The organism is Glycomyces sp. NPDC048151 (genome assembly GCF_043202775.1).
In the GTDB taxonomy this organism is placed as follows: domain Bacteria; phylum Actinomycetota; class Actinomycetes; order Mycobacteriales; family Micromonosporaceae; genus Glycomyces.
This window is the reverse complement of record NZ_JBIDBB010000009.1, coordinates 125,693-143,244: the sequence shown is the minus strand read 5'-3', so window position 1 is coordinate 143,244 and position 17,552 is coordinate 125,693. Positions and strand designations below refer to the sequence as shown.

17 protein-coding genes and 1 pseudogene are annotated in these 17,552 nt (G+C 71.1%); 7 read left to right on the top strand and 11 right to left on the bottom strand.

Annotated features, from left to right (window positions below; translation table 11 throughout):
• Positions 1–98: 98 nt before the first annotated feature.
• The 7 genes from ACGGCP_RS21945 to ACGGCP_RS21915 all read right to left on the bottom strand — a co-directional run bounded on the left by ACGGCP_RS21945 (position 99) and on the right by ACGGCP_RS21915 (position 4,219).
• A complete protein-coding gene (locus tag ACGGCP_RS21945; protein WP_392969092.1) occupies positions 99–620 on the bottom strand; it encodes an SUKH-4 family immunity protein in 522 nt (173 codons plus the stop codon).
• A gap of 43 nt (positions 621–663) precedes the next feature.
• The gene (locus ACGGCP_RS21940) at positions 664–1,191 is read right to left on the bottom strand and encodes a hypothetical protein (protein ID WP_392969089.1); all 528 of its coding nucleotides are present in this window, start codon (positions 1,189–1,191) and stop codon (positions 664–666) included.
• Between the two features lie 14 nt (positions 1,192–1,205).
• The gene (locus ACGGCP_RS21935; protein WP_392969086.1) at positions 1,206–1,751 is read right to left on the bottom strand and encodes a hypothetical protein; all 546 of its coding nucleotides are present in this window, start codon (positions 1,749–1,751) and stop codon (positions 1,206–1,208) included.
• A complete protein-coding gene (locus tag ACGGCP_RS21930; RefSeq protein WP_392969558.1) occupies positions 1,744–2,232 on the bottom strand; it encodes a hypothetical protein in 489 nt (162 codons plus the stop codon). The genes ACGGCP_RS21935 and ACGGCP_RS21930 overlap by 8 nt, the downstream gene beginning before the upstream one ends.
• Before the next feature lie 87 nt (positions 2,233–2,319).
• Entirely contained in the window at positions 2,320–2,643 is a 324-nt protein-coding gene (locus ACGGCP_RS21925) for a hypothetical protein (RefSeq protein WP_392969084.1), read from the bottom strand.
• 1 nt (position 2,644) lies between these two features.
• Positions 2,645–3,049, bottom strand: a complete 405-nt coding sequence (locus ACGGCP_RS21920) for a YbaB/EbfC family nucleoid-associated protein (RefSeq protein WP_392969081.1) — start codon at positions 3,047–3,049, stop codon at positions 2,645–2,647.
• A 219-nt stretch (positions 3,050–3,268) separates the two neighbouring features.
• On the bottom strand, positions 3,269–4,219 hold the full coding sequence (locus ACGGCP_RS21915) for a family 43 glycosylhydrolase (protein WP_392969078.1): 951 nt from the start codon (positions 4,217–4,219) through the stop codon (positions 3,269–3,271).
• Positions 4,220–4,405: 186 nt separating this feature from the next.
• Here ACGGCP_RS21915 and ACGGCP_RS21910 point away from each other — a divergent pair, with 186 nt between their 5' ends.
• The 3 genes from ACGGCP_RS21910 to ACGGCP_RS21900 are packed head-to-tail and all read left to right on the top strand — an operon-like array spanning position 4,406 to position 6,677.
• A complete protein-coding gene (locus tag ACGGCP_RS21910; RefSeq protein WP_392969075.1) occupies positions 4,406–5,149 on the top strand; it encodes a LamB/YcsF family protein in 744 nt (247 codons plus the stop codon).
• Entirely contained in the window at positions 5,146–5,793 is a 648-nt protein-coding gene (locus ACGGCP_RS21905; RefSeq protein WP_392969072.1) for an allophanate hydrolase subunit 1, read from the top strand. The genes ACGGCP_RS21910 and ACGGCP_RS21905 overlap by 4 nt, the downstream gene beginning before the upstream one ends.
• Complete coding sequence (locus ACGGCP_RS21900) at positions 5,790–6,677, top strand: biotin-dependent carboxyltransferase family protein (RefSeq protein WP_392969069.1); 888 nt, start codon at positions 5,790–5,792, stop codon at positions 6,675–6,677. Before ACGGCP_RS21905 ends, ACGGCP_RS21900 begins: the two co-directional genes overlap by 4 nt.
• Positions 6,678–7,352: 675 nt before the next feature.
• On the opposite strand, the gene ACGGCP_RS21895 is transcribed toward ACGGCP_RS21900, so the two are convergent.
• Both ACGGCP_RS21895 and ACGGCP_RS21890 read right to left on the bottom strand, forming a co-directional pair.
• A complete protein-coding gene (locus ACGGCP_RS21895; RefSeq protein ID WP_392969066.1) occupies positions 7,353–8,513 on the bottom strand; it encodes a trans-sulfuration enzyme family protein in 1,161 nt (386 codons plus the stop codon).
• Between the two features lie 77 nt (positions 8,514–8,590).
• Complete coding sequence (locus ACGGCP_RS21890; protein ID WP_392969064.1) at positions 8,591–10,642, bottom strand: cytochrome c oxidase assembly protein; 2,052 nt, start codon at positions 10,640–10,642, stop codon at positions 8,591–8,593.
• Positions 10,643–10,880: 238 nt separating this feature from the next.
• Here ACGGCP_RS21890 and ACGGCP_RS21885 point away from each other — a divergent pair, with 238 nt between their 5' ends.
• Complete coding sequence (locus ACGGCP_RS21885; protein WP_392969061.1) at positions 10,881–12,038, top strand: DUF5925 domain-containing protein; 1,158 nt, start codon at positions 10,881–10,883, stop codon at positions 12,036–12,038.
• Positions 12,039–12,172: 134 nt separating this feature from the next.
• Here ACGGCP_RS21885 and ACGGCP_RS21880 read toward each other — a convergent pair whose 3' ends face one another.
• A complete protein-coding gene (locus ACGGCP_RS21880) occupies positions 12,173–12,568 on the bottom strand; it encodes a carboxymuconolactone decarboxylase family protein (RefSeq protein ID WP_392969058.1) in 396 nt (131 codons plus the stop codon).
• Between the two features lie 238 nt (positions 12,569–12,806).
• On the opposite strand from ACGGCP_RS21880, the gene ACGGCP_RS21875 reads away from it, so the two are divergent.
• On the top strand, positions 12,807–14,132 hold the full coding sequence (locus ACGGCP_RS21875) for a collagen-binding domain-containing protein (protein WP_392969055.1): 1,326 nt from the start codon (positions 12,807–12,809) through the stop codon (positions 14,130–14,132).
• 349 nt (positions 14,133–14,481) lie between these two features.
• Complete coding sequence (locus tag ACGGCP_RS21870; protein WP_392969052.1) at positions 14,482–15,147, top strand: YoaK family protein; 666 nt, start codon at positions 14,482–14,484, stop codon at positions 15,145–15,147.
• A gap of 4 nt (positions 15,148–15,151) precedes the next feature.
• Here the strand turns inward: ACGGCP_RS21870 and ACGGCP_RS21865 are convergent.
• Positions 15,152–16,158, bottom strand: a pseudogene (locus tag ACGGCP_RS21865) (TIGR01777 family oxidoreductase).
• 167 nt (positions 16,159–16,325) lie between these two features.
• Between ACGGCP_RS21865 and ACGGCP_RS21860 the strand changes: the two are divergent.
• A complete protein-coding gene (locus tag ACGGCP_RS21860) occupies positions 16,326–17,219 on the top strand; it encodes a transglycosylase SLT domain-containing protein (RefSeq protein WP_392969049.1) in 894 nt (297 codons plus the stop codon).
• The last annotated feature ends 333 nt before the right edge of the window (positions 17,220–17,552 follow it).

Below are 17,552 nucleotides of genomic sequence, written 5' to 3'. Positions count from 1 at the left end.
ACGGCGCTCGCGTGGGCCCCGGCCGCGGTGCGCGGGGCATCGCAAGCGTCGCGCGCCGCGATGCCCTACCGGTCACAGCTTTCGGGTGCCGCCAGCGGTCAGGCGGTGAGCTGGTCGAAGACCAGGGGCCACCAGGCTCCTTGGGTGAAGGCGTTGGGGTCCAGACGGATGAGGATCTCGCGGAGGCTCGTGGCGCGGGCGGCGCGGCCCTGCTTTCCTTCGTCGGCGTTGACGAACTGGGCGAAGTGGTAGAGGAACTCGACGAAGAGGCGGTAGTTGGAGTTCACGGCCTGGACGTCGCGCGGGTTGGCCTGGTCGAGCTGGAGGATCTCGCCGGTGGCGGGGTCGAGCACGTACAGGAGGTTCTTGTCGTCCTCGACCGCGCCGACCACGATGAGCCGCAGGTCGACCGCGCCGTCCTCGGTGCCGAGGCTGACCGTGTCGTAGATGCCGGGGCTGCCGGGGAGGTAGGCGGTGTAGACGACCTCGACGTCGAGCGGAACCTCGTCGCCCTCGGGGAGGGCGGCGGCCGGGAAGCCGTCGGCGAGCCAGTCCTCGCGCGGGTACGGGAGCAGCTCGTCTTCGGTCCACAGTGCTTGGTACTTCGCCGCGGCGGGCATGCGGTCCTCCTCAGGGGTGCGTTCTGGTTGCGGGAAAAGGGGATCAGGAGAGGCCGAGGTCGTCGAGGAGGAGACGCCATTCATCCTCCTCCTCGTCCTCGGGGAGCGGGTAGCCGCCGACGAGATCGATGAGCTCGCGGTAGCGGGGGCCGAACAGGTACTCGTCGGCGAACTCGACCGGGCTGGGCGCCAACACCTTGGTCTCCAGCGGTCCGCCCGCCTTCACCGCGTTGATGTGCAAGTCGGCGTTGAGCAGGTGCACCGCGCCCGTGGTCGTGTCGACGCACACCGCGTCGCCGTAGCCGACGGTGCCGAACTGGACCAGGCCCGGGACGGGGTCGTGCAGGTCCCCCTCGCCTTTCTTCTCCAGTTCCGCAAGGGCCCCTTCGGCGTCGAAGATGTCGACGAAGCCCATGCGGGTGGCGAGGCCGTCGAAGACCCGGTACAGCTCCGCCAGCGCGGGCGGCAGCCCCGCGGCGTCGGCGGGTTCGCCGAGCTCGTAGTCCCAGCCGTAGCGGACGAGCTCCCCCATGCGGGGGCGGACGAGCGCCACTTTCGCCGCGAGTTCCATCCTGTGGTGACCTTTCAGTATCCGAGGACTCTGATGACGACGGGCGTGCCGTCGGGTACGCCTCTGAGCTGGCTCGCGATCTGCGAGCCGATGGTGCGGTTGGTGTAGGCGTCCATCCAGCGGAGGTTATCAGCGTGGTCCCGCCCGCCCAGCTGCAATTCGTGCACGTGGTCGGGGTCGAGTCCGTCACCGGCGCGGTTGGCGGAGGTGCGGCCCGAGAACTTCTGGGCGATGCGCCGCTGCTCGGCCCGGTTGCCGCGGTGGCGTCCGGTGAGCTTGCGGATGGTCGCGCCCCGGTAGTTGCGGGTGATCTGCGGGTCGCGTTTGACCGGGGTCTTGCGGAGCTTGCCCTCGCGGGAGAGCCGCACGAGGGAGTCCGCCTTGGTGCGGAAGTCCTTCTTGCTCATCTTGGGGTCGAACCTGATGGTGACGACCTTCGGCTTGACCTTCAGCGCGCCCTTCCCGGCGCGGAAGAAGCGCGGGTTGTCGATGAGGCCCGCGATGATCTTGGCGCCCTTGGAGACGGTCTTGCGGGCGGCCCGCGTGCGTGCCCTAGCCATTGAGCACCGCCTCGATCGCCATGTTGAGCAGCTGCTCGATGAGCATGGAGGTGATCATCTTGAAGATGGGGATCTCCAGGAGCGAGGCGCCGAACGTGGCCACGGCGGTGGCGATGGCCTGCGCGATCTGGATGGCGAGGGTGACGAGCTGGACGATCATCTGCATCTTGAGGGCGAGGACGACGCCGGAGGCGATCATGAGGCCGATGCTGACGATGTTGGAGGGCTCGTTGATGTCGGCGATGTTGCGCACCGCGGACTCGCCGTCCTCCCATTCGGAGCGGAACGCGTCGATGTCCTTGCTGACGTTGCCGTCGATGACGCCGCGGGCGGCGTCCTCGAGCTGGTCGATCGCGCCGGAGATCTTGTCGGACAGGTTCGTCCAGTTGTTGCCGAGGTCGAAGAGCTTGGTCTCGTCCGATTCGGGCCAGTCGTAGCCGAGCATGGAGAGCAGGCTCGTGAGTTCGGAGGGCAGTGACATACCCACTGGGGGTCTCCTTCGTAAGGGGAGGAACGCGGAGGGTGACGGGTGCGGGCGCGGGCGGGCGCCTGCGGCGGGGAGCGGCGGCTAGAGGCCGAGTTCGGCGAGGAGCTCGCGGAAGATGCGGGCGGCCTCGGAGTCGGCGTTCTCGTGGTTGTCGGCCATCTCGCGGAGGTTGACGGCGTAGTCGAGGAGGTCCTCGATGTTCGTCTCGATGCACTCCATGAGCGCCTCCATGACCACTTGGTGCGCGAGGTCGAGGAGGGAGCCGATCATGTCGCCGCCGAAGCAGTCGGCGAGGCCTTCGACGGCGGACTTGAACTCGTCGAAGACGCCCTGGACCATGTCGGTGGCGGCGTCGAGCGCGTCGGCGCCTTCGCGGATGGAGTCGAGGTCGAGCTGGACCACCATGTCAGGACCCTCCCTGGAGCTTCTTCATGACGGCGCTGATCTGGGTGGTCATGGCGCGCATCTGGGCGAGGCCCTGGTCCTGGATCTTGGCGACGGCTTCGCCGATGGCCTCCAGGTCGGGGGCGGCCATGTCGGCGTTCAGGGTCTCGGCGCGGGCGTCGAGGGCGGCGTTGACGGCGTTGCGCAGCTCCTCTTCGAGGAATTCGGTGCCCTCCTTGAGGACGCGCACTTCGAGGAACTCGAAGCGCTCGACGCGGCCGTTCGCGCCGAGGGTGACCTTGATGCGTCCGTCGGCCGCTTCGGCGGTGACGGGCGGGACCTGGTGGTCCTGTTGCGTTTGCCTGACGACGTCCAGTTGCGAGCGGGCTTCCGCCAGCTGCTGGGCGATGGCGTCCTCACCGAACATGCCGCCTCCGAGGGGCTCATTGGACTCGATACGAGTCTCAGCATAGTCCCGGAGTGCAAGTTTCGGGTCCCCTGAATTCGCCTGTCTACCAGGGGTTTTGGCAACTCTGTTTACCGAGTGTCACGATGTCGACTCTGTCCATATTGGTACGGATTCGAGGATGCACTCGGGTCACACTGGAGCGCTCCAGAAACAGGGCCGCCCCGGAGGGCGGCGTGCCTAGGCCGTGCCGCCGCGCAGCGCCGGGGTCTTGGCGGGGTCGGGGCGGTAGTCGAAGGGCTCGTCGCGGTCGCAGCGCAGCCAGCCGTCGCGGACGTAGAGGCGCGCGACCTGGACGGTGGAGCGCCGCCCGCCGCCTGGGTGGGTGAAGTAGTAGAGGAAGCCCTCGTCGGGGCCTTGGGTGAGGGCCATGGCGTGGTGGCCGAGGGCCTCGTCGTACGCGCGGCGGCCGGGCCCGGCGAGAAGCGGGACGGGCTGGCGGTGCCAGTGCTCGAGGTCGGTGGAGCGGTGGACGAGGAGGCCGGACCAGCCGTCGGTGACCATCCAGTAGACGCCGCCGAGCGGGAAGACCGTGGGGCCCTCCTGGGCCTGGTCGGTGACGGCGGGACCGGCAGGGGCCCAGGTGAAGAGGTCGTCGGAGTCGGCGGTGTAGATGCGGCTCTCGCGGGTCTCGTCCTTGAACCACATGCGCCACTTGCCGTCCGGGAGCCGGTGGACGGTGGCGTCGATGGCGCGCTCGGCGTCGAGGCCGAGGGTGGACTGGTAGGTCCACTCATCGAGGTCTGCGGAGGTGTAGTGGCGGATCTCGGCGGGGCCGGTCCAGTCCTCGCGCACGCCTTCGAGGTAGGTGGCGTACATGTGCCATTTGCCGTCGTGGCGGAGGAGCTCGGGGGCCCACCAGGTGTCGCCCGGCTTCGCGTCCGGGAGGGCGACGGTGCCCGCGTACGTCCATTCGCGACCGTCGGGGCTGGTGGCGCGGCCGATCTCGGTGCCGTGCACCCAGGCGACGCCCGCGTCGGCGGCGTTGGCGCGGCGCTGGGTGTAGAGCAGGTGCCACAGGCCGGTGCCGGGGTCGTGGACGACGGTGGGGTCGGTGGGGCCGTCGAAGACCGGGTCGGCGAAGAGCGGGGCGGGGGCGGCGTGCGGAGGCGGGGTAGGACCGGTCGTCATGGTTCCTCCTTGAGGTCGGCGGCCGGGAGGCGGCCCCGAGGGTGTGTAAGAAACGTAGCGGAAGAAAGCGCTTGCCGCAAGTTCGGACCCTAGCGTACGTGATGGCACAGCCCGTGCTTCCGGGGTAGGGTTTCTCCCCCCGTTCCCGAAGCGCCCGAATCCCTCGCGCTCCGGTACCGTTTACGTATGGACCTCAACGCGGACCTGGGGGAGGGTTTCGGTCGCTGGGTGCTCACGGACGACGACGCGCTGCTGCGGATCGTCACGAGCGCCAATGTCGCGTGCGGTTTCCACGGAGGGGACCCGGTCACGCTGCGCCGCGTCACCGCCCTGGCCGCCGCCGACGGCGTGCGCATCGGCGCCCAGGTGTCCTACTGGGACCTCGCCGGGTTCGGGCGGCGCGAGATCGACGTCCCCCCGCAAGAGCTGGCCGCCGAGGTGGCCTACCAGATCGGCGCGCTGCGCGTCTTCGCCGAGGCCGCCGGAACCGAGGTCGCGTACGTGAAACCCCATGGGGCGCTGTACCACCGGACCGGACGTGACCCGGTGCAGGCCGCCGCGGTCGTCGAAGGGGCGCAGCTGGCCGGGGTGGGCACCGTCCTCACCCAGCGCGGCAGCGTGCTCGACCGAGTGGCGTCGGAGGCCGGGCTCACCGTCGTGGGCGAGGCCTTCGCCGACCGGGCGTACACCTCCGACGGCCGCCTGGTCCCGCGCGACCGGCCCGGCGCGCTGCTCTCCCCGGTCGCCGCGCTCGCGCAGGCCGTGTCGCTCGCCGAGAAGGGGGTCGTGACCGCCGTCGACGGCACCGTCACTCCCGTTGCGGCCGAGTCGATCTGCGTGCACGGCGACGGTCCCGACGCGGTGGCGGTCGCCGCGTCCATCAGGTCCGCATTGGACGAACGAGGCATCGACGTGGAGGCTTTCTCGTGAGCACCCTACCCACCGCCAGGCGACTGCGGCCGCTCCCGGCCGGGCCGCGAGGCATCCTGATCGACTGCGGCACCACCGAACTCGCCCGCGCCTGCTACCGCTCGCTGCAGGCCCGGCGCATGTCGGGGCTGCTGGAGGCCTCCGACCTGGTGCCCGGCGCGACCACGGTGCTCGTCGACGGCATCGACGAACCCGAGCTGCTGGCAGCCGAACTCCCAGGCTGGCCGCTCACCGAGGAACCCGAGTCGGTCGGCGAGGCCGTCGAGATCCCCGTCTGCTACGACGGTCCCGACTTGGAAGCCGTTGCGCGGCAGTGGGGTGTGAGCACCGACGCGGTCGCCGACATCCACTCCGGCATCGAGTACGAGGCGGCGTTCTGCGGGTTCTCCCCCGGGTTCGCGTACCTCGAGGGCTTGCCCGAGGAGTACCACGTGCCGCGCCGCGAGACCCCCCGGACCTCGGTCCCGGCCGGGTCCGTGGCGATCGCCGGGCCCTACACGGGCGTGTACCCGCGTTCGAGTCCCGGCGGGTGGCAGCTCATCGCGACGATGACGAACCCCGGGCGGCTGTGGAACGAGCACCGCGAGCCCGCGGCGCTCCTGGTGCCCGGCACCAAGGTCCGGTTCGCGGCGGTGCGGGTATGAGCCACATCGAGATCCTGCGCGCGGGCGTCCTCACCACTTGCCAGGACGCCGGGCGGCCCGGCTGGGGCCACCTCGCGGTCCCGCCCTCGGGCGCGGCCGACCGGCCTTCGTGGCGGCTCGCGAACCAGTTGGCGGGCAACCCGACCGGGGCCTGTGCCCTGGAGACGACCCTGAACGGCGCCACCGTGAAGGCGCACCGGAACGTCACCGTGGTCGTGGGCGGCGCGCCCTGCCCGGTCACCGTCGACGGGCGACCCGAGGCGTGGGGCCAGCCGGTGAAGCTCAAGGCCGGCTCGGTGCTCGATGCCGGGCCCGCCGAAGTCGGCGTGCGCTCGTACCTGGCGTTCTCCGGTGGGCTGCACCCGAAGTCGAGCCTCGGTTCGCACTCGACGTGCCTGCTCTCCGGGCTCGGCCCAGCGCCGCTGGCCGACGGCGACACGATCCCGCTCGGGCCCAGCCCCGCGCACCCGCCGCTGCCGACGCAGTGGCCCGCGCCGTGGGCCGGGGTGAGCGAGGAGCTCGTCCTGAAGCTCCACCTGGGGCCGCGACTGGAGTGGTTCCGGCCCGAGGCGGTCGCCGAGCTCGCTCGCGGCGTGTGGACGGTCTCGGAGCACTCCAACCGGATCGGGCTGCGCCTCGACGGGCCCGCGTTGCGCCGCATCGACACCGCCGAGCTGCCGAGCGAGGGCATCGTCGCCGGCGCGCTCCAGGTGCCGCCGAACGGGCAGCCGATCCTCTTCGGCGCCGACCACCCGACCACCGGTGGCTACCCCGTCATTGGCGTCGTCGGCCCTGAAGCCCAGGCCGCCGCCGCCCAGGCAAGGCCCGGCACGAAGATCAGGTTCGCCCCGATCCCCATGCCCCACTGGAGCAGACGCGCCTGATCCGATTCCGAGCACGACTGCGGACAGTCCGGACCGCGTCATCCCGCAGAAGCGGCCGCCGCGAAGGTGCTGCACACCGCACACCGCACACCGCACACCGCACACCGCACACCGCACACCGCACACCGCAACTGCCAGCAAACACCCCCGCAGAGCGCGTCATCGGTTCGGCGAGCAGCGTCGTTTGGACACGGACCGCGGTTCACTGCGGAGCATGGCCGCCGCAACCTCGACCCGCAACGCGGCGGGCTAGCGGGCGAGCTCGCCGCCGGGCAGGCGGGCAGGCGGGCCAACAGCGTCTCTGCTGCGGTGCCTTGCGCCGCAGCGGCAAGCGCGGCCGGGAAGTGCGCCGTCCACTGCGGCCGTTTCGCCGCCGCAGGGTCGGAGCGGACGTACAGTCAGCTGCGACGTCCCGCCGCCTCGGCCCGAGCGGATCCCGCGGCCGCCTCCGGTGCGGTGCGTTGCCCGCCGGACCGGGTGACCGTCGACTGCGGCCTTCTCGCAACCGCAAGGTCGGAGCGGACCGTTCCTCATGGCCGCGTCGCCGCTTGCGGTTCGGTGTGAGGCGTTCGTCGTGGCCGCGTCGCCGCTTGCGGTTCGGTGTGGGGCGTTCGTCGTGGCCGCGTCGCCGCCTGCGGATTGGGTCAGACGTTCGCCGTGACCGCCTCGTCTTCGTTATCGATCCATAGGCGCCTCCTCGCCCGCGAGGGCCTGGGTGAAGTCGGCGATGAGGTCGTCGGCGGCCTCGATGCCGGTGGAGAAGCGGATGAGGTCGTCGCCGATGCCCGCAGCCGCCCGCTCCTCGGCGGTCATCTTCGCGTGGCTGCTGATCGCCGGGCGCGTCACCAGGGACTCAACGCCGCCGAGGCTCGCTGCCGCGTAAGGGATCTCGAGCGACTTGAGCAACCGCTCAGCTGCCTCCAGGCCCCCGGCGGGGCGGAACGCCAGCATCGAGCCGAACCCGCGGAACAGCTCGGCCGCCCGGGTGTGGTCAGGGTGCGACTCGAGCCCCGGGTAGTGCACCTCGGCGATCGCCTCGTGCCCCTCCAGGAACCGGGCCAGCGCGAGCGCGTTCTCCCCCTGGGCCTTCACGCGGATCGCGAGGGTCTTGAGGCCGCGGGAGAGCAGGAACGCGGTGTGCGGGTCGAGGACGCCGCCGGTGAGCATGAGGTGGTGGCGGACCCGCTCGATGCGTTCGGCGGAGCCGGTGACGACGCCGGCGACGAGGTCGGAGTGGCCGTTCAGGCCCTTGGTCGCGGAGTGGCACACCAGGTCGTAGCCGATGCTGTGCGGCTGGAACAGCATCGGTGTGGGGAAGGTGTTGTCGATGACGGAGGTGAGGCCGTGCTCGCGACTGAAGCGTGCGAGCCCGGCGAGGTCGCCGACCCTGACGAGCGGGTTGGTGATCGACTCGACGTACAACGCCTTCGTCTCTGGGGTGAGGGCGGCGGCCCAGGCGGCGGGGTCGTCGGCGTCGACGATGTCGACGCCCCAGCCGATGCGGCGGGCCTCCTCGGCGAGGAGGGCGTGGGTGCCGCCGTAGATGTTCCCGGCGACGATGATGCGGTCGCCCGCAGCGAGGACGCTGGCGAGCGCGGTGCTGATCGCGGCCATGCCGGAGGAGGTGACGACGGCGGCTTCGGCGCCTTCGAGGGCGGCGAGCTTGTCCTGCAGGTAGTTCTGGGTGGGCGTGTTGGAGTACCGGATGTAGTCGACGCCGCCGCCGGGTTCGATCTCGTAGACCGTGCCCTGGTAGATGGGAAAGACGACGGAACGGTCGCGGGCGGGCCGGGGTTCGCCGGCGTGGACTGCGAGTGTCTCGAAGCGTTCGCTCATGTGACCACGGTACGGCTGTGGTGGGGCGGGCCGCATCTGTCGAACGACCGGTTTGACCCCTGACGAAAGTCAGGGGTTCAGCGGCGTTCCTGGTCGAGGCTGGCGAGGTAGGCGTTGTAGACCTCGTGCGGGTCGTCCTCGGGGCGGCCGGAGGCGGCGGCGCGCTCGGCGATGCGGTCGAGGCGGCGGCCTTCGCGTTCCTCCGAGCGCGTCCACTGTGCGATGAGGACGACGATGATGATGAGGCTGGGGATCTCGCCGAAGGCCCAGGCGATGCCGCCTCCGGCGCGCTGGTCGGCGAGGAGGTCGCCCGCCCATGGGATCGCGATCTGGGTGTAGAAGTCGGCGGCGATGATGTTGGTGCCCATCATGAGCGTGAGTCCGAAGATGGCGTGGAAGACGATCGACACGAAGTACAGCAGGACCTTCGCGGGGTAGGAGAGCGGCCGCGGTTTCGGGTCGGGGCCGATGACGACCCAGAAGAAGAGGCTACCGGCGGCGAGGAAGTGCGCCGTCATGAACAGGTGCCCGAAGTGCGAGCGCATCGCCCACTCGAACATGCCGGTGAAGTACATGAGGTACAGGCTCGTCAGGTAGATGAACAGTGCGACGAGCGGGCGCGAGACGAACCGCGACCAGCGGCTGTGGATCGCGGCGAGCAGCCATTCGCGCGGGCCGCCGGCTCGGTCGGGCCGGAGGGCGCGCAGCGCGAGGGTGACGGGCGCGGCGAGGACGAGGAGGATCGGGGCGAGCATGTTCAACGCCATGTGCTGCACCATGTGCGCGCTGAACAGGACCATCCCGTACTTGCTCAGCCCGGAGGACGTGGTGACGACGACGACGGCCCATCCGGCGATCCACAGGGCGGTCCGGTACCAGGGCCAGGCGTCGCCGCGGCGGCGCAGGCGCACGACCCCGGCGACGTACGCGCCGACGAGCGCGAGGGCGGCCGTGCAGAACAGGACCGACGGGTACCAGTCGAGGGCGATCGCCGAGACGCTCATCGGGCCGGGCGTGGGGAAGCCGAGGAGGGCCGTGTTCGGGTCGGGCAGCTCGCCGGAAGGCGGGGGCGTCACGGACAGGGACGAGGCGAGGCCGAACGCGATCGCCATGAGCCCCAGTTCGACCGCGGCGAGGCGGGTGAACGCGCTCCGGTCGCCTTCGGCGACCCGCGGGAGGGTGGCGCGACGGTGGGCCCAGCCGAAGACGCCGCCGATCGCGAGCACGGCGAGCTTGGCGAGGGCGATGCGTCCGTAGGCGGACGTCCACAGGTCGGTGATGTTCACATTGGCGCAGAACACGATGAGGCCCGAGAAGCCGATCGCGGCGTACGCGAACACGGCGGCGGCCGAGTACCTGCGGGCCGCGACCGCGGGGTCGCGGCGGGCGATGAACAGGGCGAACAGGCCGCCCGCCCAGAACGCGGCGGCGACGACGTGGATGAGGAGGCCGTCGACGGCGATCTGGTGGTTGCCGTTCGACGCCGAGTGCCCGGTGAACACGGGCGGGACGGCGGCGGCGACGGCGAGCGCGGCCGCGGCGACCGCGCCGGGGATCGTGAACGCGCGGGCCGCGACCACGGCGGCGGCGGTCGCGAGCAGCGCGGTCAGGCCGAGCGCCTGCCCCTGCTCATACTGGCCCACGTACGACCACAGGCCGAGGGCGGTGACGCCGCCGAGCGGCCGGGCGAACGAGTTCGCGAAGTCGACGGGGAGGCTGACGAGGGCGATCAGTGCCCAGATCCCGGAGGCGGCGGCGCCGACGCGCAGCCACCGCCACGACTGGCCGGTGAGCCGGGCGCGGTCGCCCTGGCGCCCGGGGAGGAAGCACGCGGCGGCGATCATGCAGCCGACCGCGGCGAGCATCGCCAGGTCGTACCCGTACTTGAGGAGGCCTGCGGCCCAGGTGACGGCGGGGTCGGCGGTCGACAGGCCCGGCAGTTCGGCCACGTCCACGGCCCCGCCGAGGTCGAGCGCGATCACCGCCACGGCGAGCCCGGCGAGGACCGCCGCGGCCACGGCCAGCGCACGCAGTCCCCTGCGGGGCGCGCGCGGCCCGCTTCGGGACCCCGTGCCGCCGCCAGGTATGGTAGCGGCGGTGTTTTGGCTGGTCTCGGTCGATGCGGTCACGTAACCCAGCATGGCTGATTGTTCCAGCTCACGCCCCACCGGGTGGGGTCCAGTTATCTCCGGCAACTCCAGGGTGAACCCTGCGGGCGCGTGTCAGCCGTGTCGGGGGTGTAAGGCACAGTCATAGGGCACGGTCACAGGACACGTTTCAAAACACAGTCACAGGGCGCGGTTCGCGGAGCCGCGATGCCAGTCACGGCGGCGAGAGCGTCGCCGTAGTTTTCTATGGTGGATCGCGATGGGAATCATCGAAAGACGCGGTGAGATCATGAACCTGCTTCACGGCAGCGGTGGTGTGCTCGGCAACATGCACTTCACGCTCGACGGGTCGGACGACCCGTCGAACGTGCTCAACCTGATGGCCCTGGACGCCTACGTCTCCGGCGCGCAGCCCCACGCGGTAGTGCGGCCGCTCGACATGGTCGCCGACGACGTGGACCTCATACCCGAGGGCGGTTCACTCGTCCGGTCGATTTCCGGGGCCTCTTTTCTGCAATTGGTGACCGGCGACGGGTGGACGCTGCGGACGCAGCGCTGGCGCGACGGCTCCGGGCAGGCGGTCGTGACGGCCGTGACGCGCGAGCGGGCCGAGGAGATCGCGGCGTACCTGACCGACCGGACCGGCTCGGTCGAGGAGGTCGGTGAGGACAAGGTCGACATGGGGTTCTGGTACCGGTCGGCGCGCGGGCCGTTCCGTTCGACGCGGTCGATCAGCGCACCGCGCTGGCCGGAGATCGAGCGGAACTACTCGTCGAACGCGGGGTCGGCGCTGGGCAAACTCATGGCGACGCAGGCTTCGGACGTGACGGGGCGGCTCGTGCTGTTCCACGGCCCGCCGGGGACGGGGAAGACGACGGCGCTGCGGGCGCTGGCGCGCGAGTGGGCGCCGTGGTGCCAGGTGGACACGGTGCTCGACCCGGAGGCGTTCTTCGCGGACCCGTCCTACCTGATGGAGGTCATCATCGGGTCGGAGATGGACCTGGTGCTGGACGCCGACCTGAACCCGGACGAGCCGCGGCGCGGGCACTGGCGGCTCATGGTCCTGGAGGACTGCGACGAGCTCATCCGCGGTGAGGCGAAGGAGGCGTCGGGCCAGTCGCTGGCGCGGCTGCTGAACCTGACGGACGGCCTGCTCGGGCAGGGCCGGGAGATCATGGTCGCGATCACCACGAACGAGCGGCTCGACCGGCTGCACCCGGCGGTGGTGCGTCCCGGGCGGTGCCTGGCGCAGATCGAGGTGGGGGCGCTCTCGGCGCTGGAGTCGAGCGACTGGCTCGGCGGCGACGCGGTGCGCGAGCCGATGACGCTCGCGGAGCTGTACGCGCGGCGCGGCGGCACGGACCCGACGACGACGGAGCCGCCGATCCCGCAGCAGCAGATCGGGCAGTACCTGTAGGCAGATGCCGCATCTCCGGCATCAGCCTTCAAATCGGACACCCGGGGACCCCCCGATTCAATACTCCCTGACGGGTACGACATGCCGGTGGGGCGCAGCGCATCCGCGCTGCGCCCCACCGGGCGTTTCGCGAATCAGGTTCGGCTTCCGGCGTCGCGGGCGGCGAAGACCTCCCTGGCGGCCTCGACGGCGTTGATGGCGGCGGGGAAGCCCGCGTAGACGGCGATCTGGACGAGCGCTTCGATGACCTCGGCCCTCGTGCACCCGGCGTTGAGGGCGCCGTTGATGTGGAAGCGCAGCTGCGGGGCGGCATTGCCCAGCGCCGCGAGGGCGCCGATCGTGACGAGCTCGCGGTCGCGCAGGTCGAGTTCGGGACGGGTGAGGACGTCCCCGTAGGCGAATTCGGCGATGAACCGGCCCAGTTCGGGGGCGATGTCGGCCAGCGAGGAGACCACGGTCGGCTCGGCTTCGCCCGAGAGGTGCTGCAGGGTCTTCAATCCGCGCTCGTGGCGCTCATTGGGATGCTCCATGGGGAATCCTCCGTTCAGGTGAGGGTTGGATTCGCTTGCCCCACAACGCCAATCCTCCATTAGGTGCGCATCAGCCGCAACCTCCGCACCATTCGGCGCGGGGCGTCGCGGGCCGCAGCGACGGCGAACTCCGTCCAATCCGGGCGTTTCACCCCACCCGACCCGTGCCGCCGTTGTTACGCTCAGTCGCGGCTCCCCCCACCAGCCGCCGACCACCGTCCACTCCAGGGGGAACCGCATGCCGCACACCACTCAGCAACCGAACCGCCAGGCGGGCCGCCTCGCGCTCGCGGGGGCCGCCACGGCTTCAGTCGCCGTCGCGATCGCCGTCGCGGGGACGATGCCCGCCGCGCAGGCGGACGTCGCCGATCCGCTCGCGCCCGCGCTCGGCTTCAACTCGTTCGTCGAGAACGAGACGGTCCTCGCCTCGACCGAGTCCGAAGGCGGGATCGCGACCGGCGGGAACCTCGCCGTCGCCGGGTCATACAACGTGAACATCCACGACGCGAGCACGTTCACCGCCCCCGGCGACTCCGTGCCGAGCGCCCTGGTCGTGGGCGGGCAGGTCGACTTCACACAGTTCCCGGGCAGCCATGTCGTCCAGGTCCACGACTACATGAAGGTCGGCGACCTCACCGGCGTCGAGGCGCGCAACACCGACTTCAACAGCGCGTCGGTCAACACGCACCTGGTCGTCGACGGCGCTGCCTACGAGTCGGTGCCGCGGATCGAGCTGAACACCCAGCAGCCGCTCGACTCGGTCGGCCCGGCCTCGCCGATCGACTTCGCCGCGGCCTTCACCGAGCTGCGCGCCAACGCCGCCGACCTGTACGCGTGCGAGGGGCACGAGGTCGAAATGAAGGACAACCAGGGGACGGTCGTCCCGAAGGGACAGGTCGCGCAGGGCCAGCAGATCCGGATCGAGCTGGCGACCGGGCAGACGAACGTCCTCAACGTGACCGGCGAGGACCTGAACAACATGGCCGACCTCGTCTTCCTCAACAAGCCGACCGCCGACACGCCCATCCTGATCAACGTCGACACGTCCGGCACCGGCGGCGAGCTCGACTGGGACGTCAAGAACCAGGCCAACGCGGGCGGCGACACCGCGCCGTACATGCTGTGGAACTTCCGCGACACCACCCTGCTGCGCCTGACCGGCGCGACGGTCGAGGGCTCGATCCTCGCGCCCGACGCCGACTACTTCGACGACAGCTCCTCCAACGTCGAGGGCCAGGTCATCGCGAAGAACGCCCACCACGGCAACGTCGGGGTGAACGGCGGCGAGATCCACCACTTCCCGTTCGACGCGTCGTTCGAGTGCATCGATGTCGACCCCAGCATCGACGGCTCCACCGACGCGCCGACGACCGACGACGCGACCACTTCGGACGGCGACGACGGGACGACCGGGTACGACGGGACGACCGGCGCGGGAGGCGAGGGCCTGGCGACCACCGGTCAGGGCGTCGGAGGGTTCGTCGTCGCGGCCGCCGTGCTCATGGGCGGCGGCGCAGCCGCGCTGATCGCCATGCGGCGCAGGCGGGCAGACGCGGCGGAGTAACGGGGCCCGGCGGCGGCCTCCGCAGCGGCACGCCGGAGCGACCCGGTGCAGGCGGGCGGACTTGACGGAACAGCGGGACGCAGCGGCGGCCTCCGCACCGGCACGCCGGAGCGGCCCGACTCGACCCGGCGCGGCCCGGCAGGGCCGGCGCCGGGGCGCCGTTCGGCGCGCGCCGACTGGGGCGTAGGCGACTCGAGCGCTGTCGCGACCAGGAGCCGAGCGCGGGCGCGGTCGGCGGGTCGTCCTGGAGGCGGTTCCTCATCGGCGTTAGCCTGGGGCGCATGTGGCACCGCCTCGACCCTTCCGCTCCAGCACGGCCGCAGCGAGACGGCCGAGACGGCATCGCCGGATGAAGCCCGCGACGCCCACGCCCGCGCACGCCTGGACCGCGCTCGTACTGACCGCGATCGCCGGGGCCGTCGACGGCGCGGGGTTCCTCAGCCTCAGCCAGCAGTTCGTCGCGAACCAGACCGGGAACGCGGTCCTGCTCGCGGTCGCCGTGTCCGGCGAGCTGACCGGCCGCGACGACGGGCTCTCCCCCGTCGGTCCCCTGTGGTCGCTCCTCGGCTTCTCGGTGGGCGCGGTCCTCGCGTCGTTCGCCACGCGCCGCCACGTGCTCACCAGCTTCGGCGTGCCGCTGCTCCTCGTCGTCGAAGTGGTCATGCTCGCCCTGGCCGGGCTAGCGCACAGCTTCGAGCTGGCGATCGCGCTGGCGGCGTTCGCGATGGGCGTGCAGAGCATCCACGCGGCGCGGATCGGCCTTTCCGGCGTGTCGACCACAGTCCTGACCGGGACGCTCATCGCGCTGTTCGTCAACCTCTCGGGCGGGCGCCGGGGCCTGCGGTCGGCGCGGCTGCAGGCCGGGGTGTGGGCGGTGTACCTGGTCGCGGCCGGGCTCGGTTCGGTGCTCGCGCACGCGGTGTCGTTCGGCGCGGTGTGCTGGACCGCGGCGGCGGTGGCCGCCGCGATGGCGGTGGCCGCGTACGTCGAGGCGCATCGGGGCTCGCTCGTGTGAGGGCTCAGCTGCCGGTGAGGGCCCTTACGGCTTTGAGCCCGGGGCGGCGCACGAGCGGCCACTTCCGGGCGGCGGCGGTGCGTCGGGCGAGGTCGTCGGCGGCGGATTCCCAAGCGGGGTAAGAGAACGCGAACCCGGCGTCCTCGAGTCGGCCGGGGATGACGCGGCGGCTCTTGAGCAGCAGCTCGGTGTCGCTGCGGAGCGCGAACGCGCCGATCTCGGCCATCCACTTCGTCGCGGGCAGGCCGAAGTGGCCGCCCCAGGCGCGCCGGATCGTGCGCATGAGGTCCTTCTGGCGCAGCGGATGCGGCGCGGCGAGGTTGACCGGGCCAGCGAGGTGCTCGTGGTCGATGAGGAACTGCACGGCCCTGACGAAGTCGGCTTCGTGGATCCACGACACGAACTGGCGTCCGCCCGCGACGGGTCCGCCGATGCCGAGCAGGGTCATGCGGGAGAGCATGTCGAAGACCGAGCCGCGGTCGGTGCTCATCACCATCGCGGAGCGGAGCGGAGCGCGACCTTGCGGGTGTGCGGGGTGTCGGCCTCGTCGAGGGTCCGCTCCCAGGCCTGCGCGATGTCGATGCTCTTGCGCCAGTATGCGGGGACGTCGGGTTCACTGCCGCCGATAACGCCGGTGGCCTCGTCGTTCGGGCGGTCGAAGGTGTGGGCGTAGATCGTGGCGGTGCTCATCTGGAGCCACACGGCCGGGGGCCGGTCCGCCGCGGCGATCGCCTCGCCGACGACGCGGGTGGAGTCGACGCGGGAGTCCATCATGGCGGCGAGGTTCTCGGGGGTGTAGCGGCAGCTGACGCTGCGCCCGGCGAGGTTGACCACGACGTCCGCGCCGTCGACGGCGTCGGCCCAGGGGCCGAGGGTGCGGCCGTCCCAGTGGACGTGGTGGGGACGGGAGGGGTTGCGGGTGAGCACGACGAGGCGGTGGCCTGCGGCGAGGAGGCCGCGTTCGAGGACGGCGCCGACATGGCCGGTGCCTCCGGGGATGACGATCTTCATGGGATTCCTCCTTCCCCGCCAAGCCTACCGTGGTTCTTGAACACGTTCAAATACTTTGCGCCGTCGCGGAGCGAGACGGTCCGCACACTGGGACCGGTGATCGCCGGGCCCCACACTGGACACCGGCTCGGTACGCTACGCACAGTGAACCCCTGAAGGACCCCACGATGACCGACATCCCCCTCGACAACGACCACGACCACGACTTCGACGAAGACGACGAGCGCACGCCCCGCACCTGGATCGTGATGTTCGTGCTGCTCTTCGTCACCGTCGGGATCCTCGCTTACGTGCTGCTGCCCTCCGGCGGCGACGACGGCGGGTCCTCGGCGTCCGCCACGACCTCGCCGGCGGCCGAGACCGAGTCCGAGAGCCCCCGGCCGACGCCGAGCCCGAGCGAGGCGACGCTGACCGAGCCCGAGCCGACTCCTGAGGCGACGACCACCAGCGCGGCCGAGACCACGGGCGCGGCGCTGCCGACCGTGCCGGCCTCGGCGCACCCGCCGTGCACCTCGTACCTCGACGGCGGACCGGCTTCGGCCTCGGAAGTCGAAGCGGCGCTTGAGGACGCGGCCGACACCCAGTTCTGGACGAACTCGAGCGTCGACGTCCCGCACGACCTCGTCAAGGCGGTGGCGTGGATGGAGAGCGGCTGGCAGTCGGACATCGTCGCGTGCGACGCGGGGACGGGCCTCATGCAGATCCAGCCGGAGACCGAGTCGTTCATCAACGACCGGTTCGAACTCGACCTCGACCGCACCGGGGTCGAGGAGAACGCGATGCTCGGCAGCGCGCAGCTGCAGTGGCTCGCGAAGTACTTCTCGGTCAACTACTTCGACGGTTCGGACCCGGGCAGCTATTCGCTCGAGGACGACTGCGGCCGCGACGATTCGGTGCCCGACCATCTGGAGCGGTGCCTGCTCAACGCGGTGATCTCGGCGTATCAGGCGGGCTTCGGCACCGTCGAGGCCGTGCTGGACGCGGGCGGGGACCCCGACTACACGAACCCGCAGTACATCGAGACGGTCAGGGCGCTGCTCGAGCTGCGTCCTTGGGAGTGACCGGGGCGATCCCGGAATGCGGGTGTCTCCTGACTGCCGCTGCCACTACTGTCGACCGGGCCGTCTCCGGCGCGGCTGACTCTGCGCGCGACGGTGCGAGCCCTGGCAATCGCGGCCCTACCGGGTGCAGCGGCCTCACCATCCGCCGATGCGGCCTCTGGCGAGCGACCCCGTATCGGGTCGCGGGTGCCTCTCGTGCCTCTCACTGCCACTGCATCCCGCTCGGCAATGGGGCCCTACCGGGTGCGGCTGCCTTTCGCCCGCCGGTGCGGCCGTTCGGGAACCAGGTCCTGTCGGCCGCGGTTGCCCCGCCGTCGATGCGCTCCGCTCGGC

Excerpts from the sequence above, each read along its gene's own strand:
- ACGGCP_RS21915 (WP_392969078.1), bottom strand. The coding sequence starts at position 4,219 with ATGACGACCGGTCCTACCCCGCCTCCGCACGCCGCCCCCGCCCCGCTC.
- ACGGCP_RS21925 (WP_392969084.1), bottom strand. The coding sequence starts at position 2,643 with ATGGTGGTCCAGCTCGACCTCGACTCCATCCGCGAAGGCGCCGACGCG.
- ACGGCP_RS21910 (WP_392969075.1), top strand. The coding sequence starts at position 4,406 with ATGGACCTCAACGCGGACCTGGGGGAGGGTTTCGGTCGCTGGGTGCTC.
- ACGGCP_RS21895 (WP_392969066.1), bottom strand. The coding sequence starts at position 8,513 with ATGAGCGAACGCTTCGAGACACTCGCAGTCCACGCCGGCGAACCCCGG.
- ACGGCP_RS21885 (WP_392969061.1), top strand. The coding sequence starts at position 10,881 with ATGGGAATCATCGAAAGACGCGGTGAGATCATGAACCTGCTTCACGGC.
- ACGGCP_RS21860 (WP_392969049.1), top strand. The coding sequence starts at position 16,326 with ATGACCGACATCCCCCTCGACAACGACCACGACCACGACTTCGACGAA.
- ACGGCP_RS21935 (WP_392969086.1), bottom strand. The coding sequence starts at position 1,751 with ATGGCTAGGGCACGCACGCGGGCCGCCCGCAAGACCGTCTCCAAGGGC.
- ACGGCP_RS21920 (WP_392969081.1), bottom strand. The coding sequence starts at position 3,049 with ATGTTCGGTGAGGACGCCATCGCCCAGCAGCTGGCGGAAGCCCGCTCG.
- ACGGCP_RS21875 (WP_392969055.1), top strand. The coding sequence starts at position 12,807 with ATGCCGCACACCACTCAGCAACCGAACCGCCAGGCGGGCCGCCTCGCG.
- ACGGCP_RS21930 (WP_392969558.1), bottom strand. The coding sequence starts at position 2,232 with ATGTCACTGCCCTCCGAACTCACGAGCCTGCTCTCCATGCTCGGCTAC.
- ACGGCP_RS21900 (WP_392969069.1), top strand. The coding sequence starts at position 5,790 with ATGAGCCACATCGAGATCCTGCGCGCGGGCGTCCTCACCACTTGCCAG.
- ACGGCP_RS21880 (WP_392969058.1), bottom strand. The coding sequence starts at position 12,568 with ATGGAGCATCCCAATGAGCGCCACGAGCGCGGATTGAAGACCCTGCAG.
- ACGGCP_RS21945 (WP_392969092.1), bottom strand. The coding sequence starts at position 620 with ATGCCCGCCGCGGCGAAGTACCAAGCACTGTGGACCGAAGACGAGCTG.
- ACGGCP_RS21870 (WP_392969052.1), top strand. The coding sequence starts at position 14,482 with ATGAAGCCCGCGACGCCCACGCCCGCGCACGCCTGGACCGCGCTCGTA.
- ACGGCP_RS21940 (WP_392969089.1), bottom strand. The coding sequence starts at position 1,191 with ATGGAACTCGCGGCGAAAGTGGCGCTCGTCCGCCCCCGCATGGGGGAG.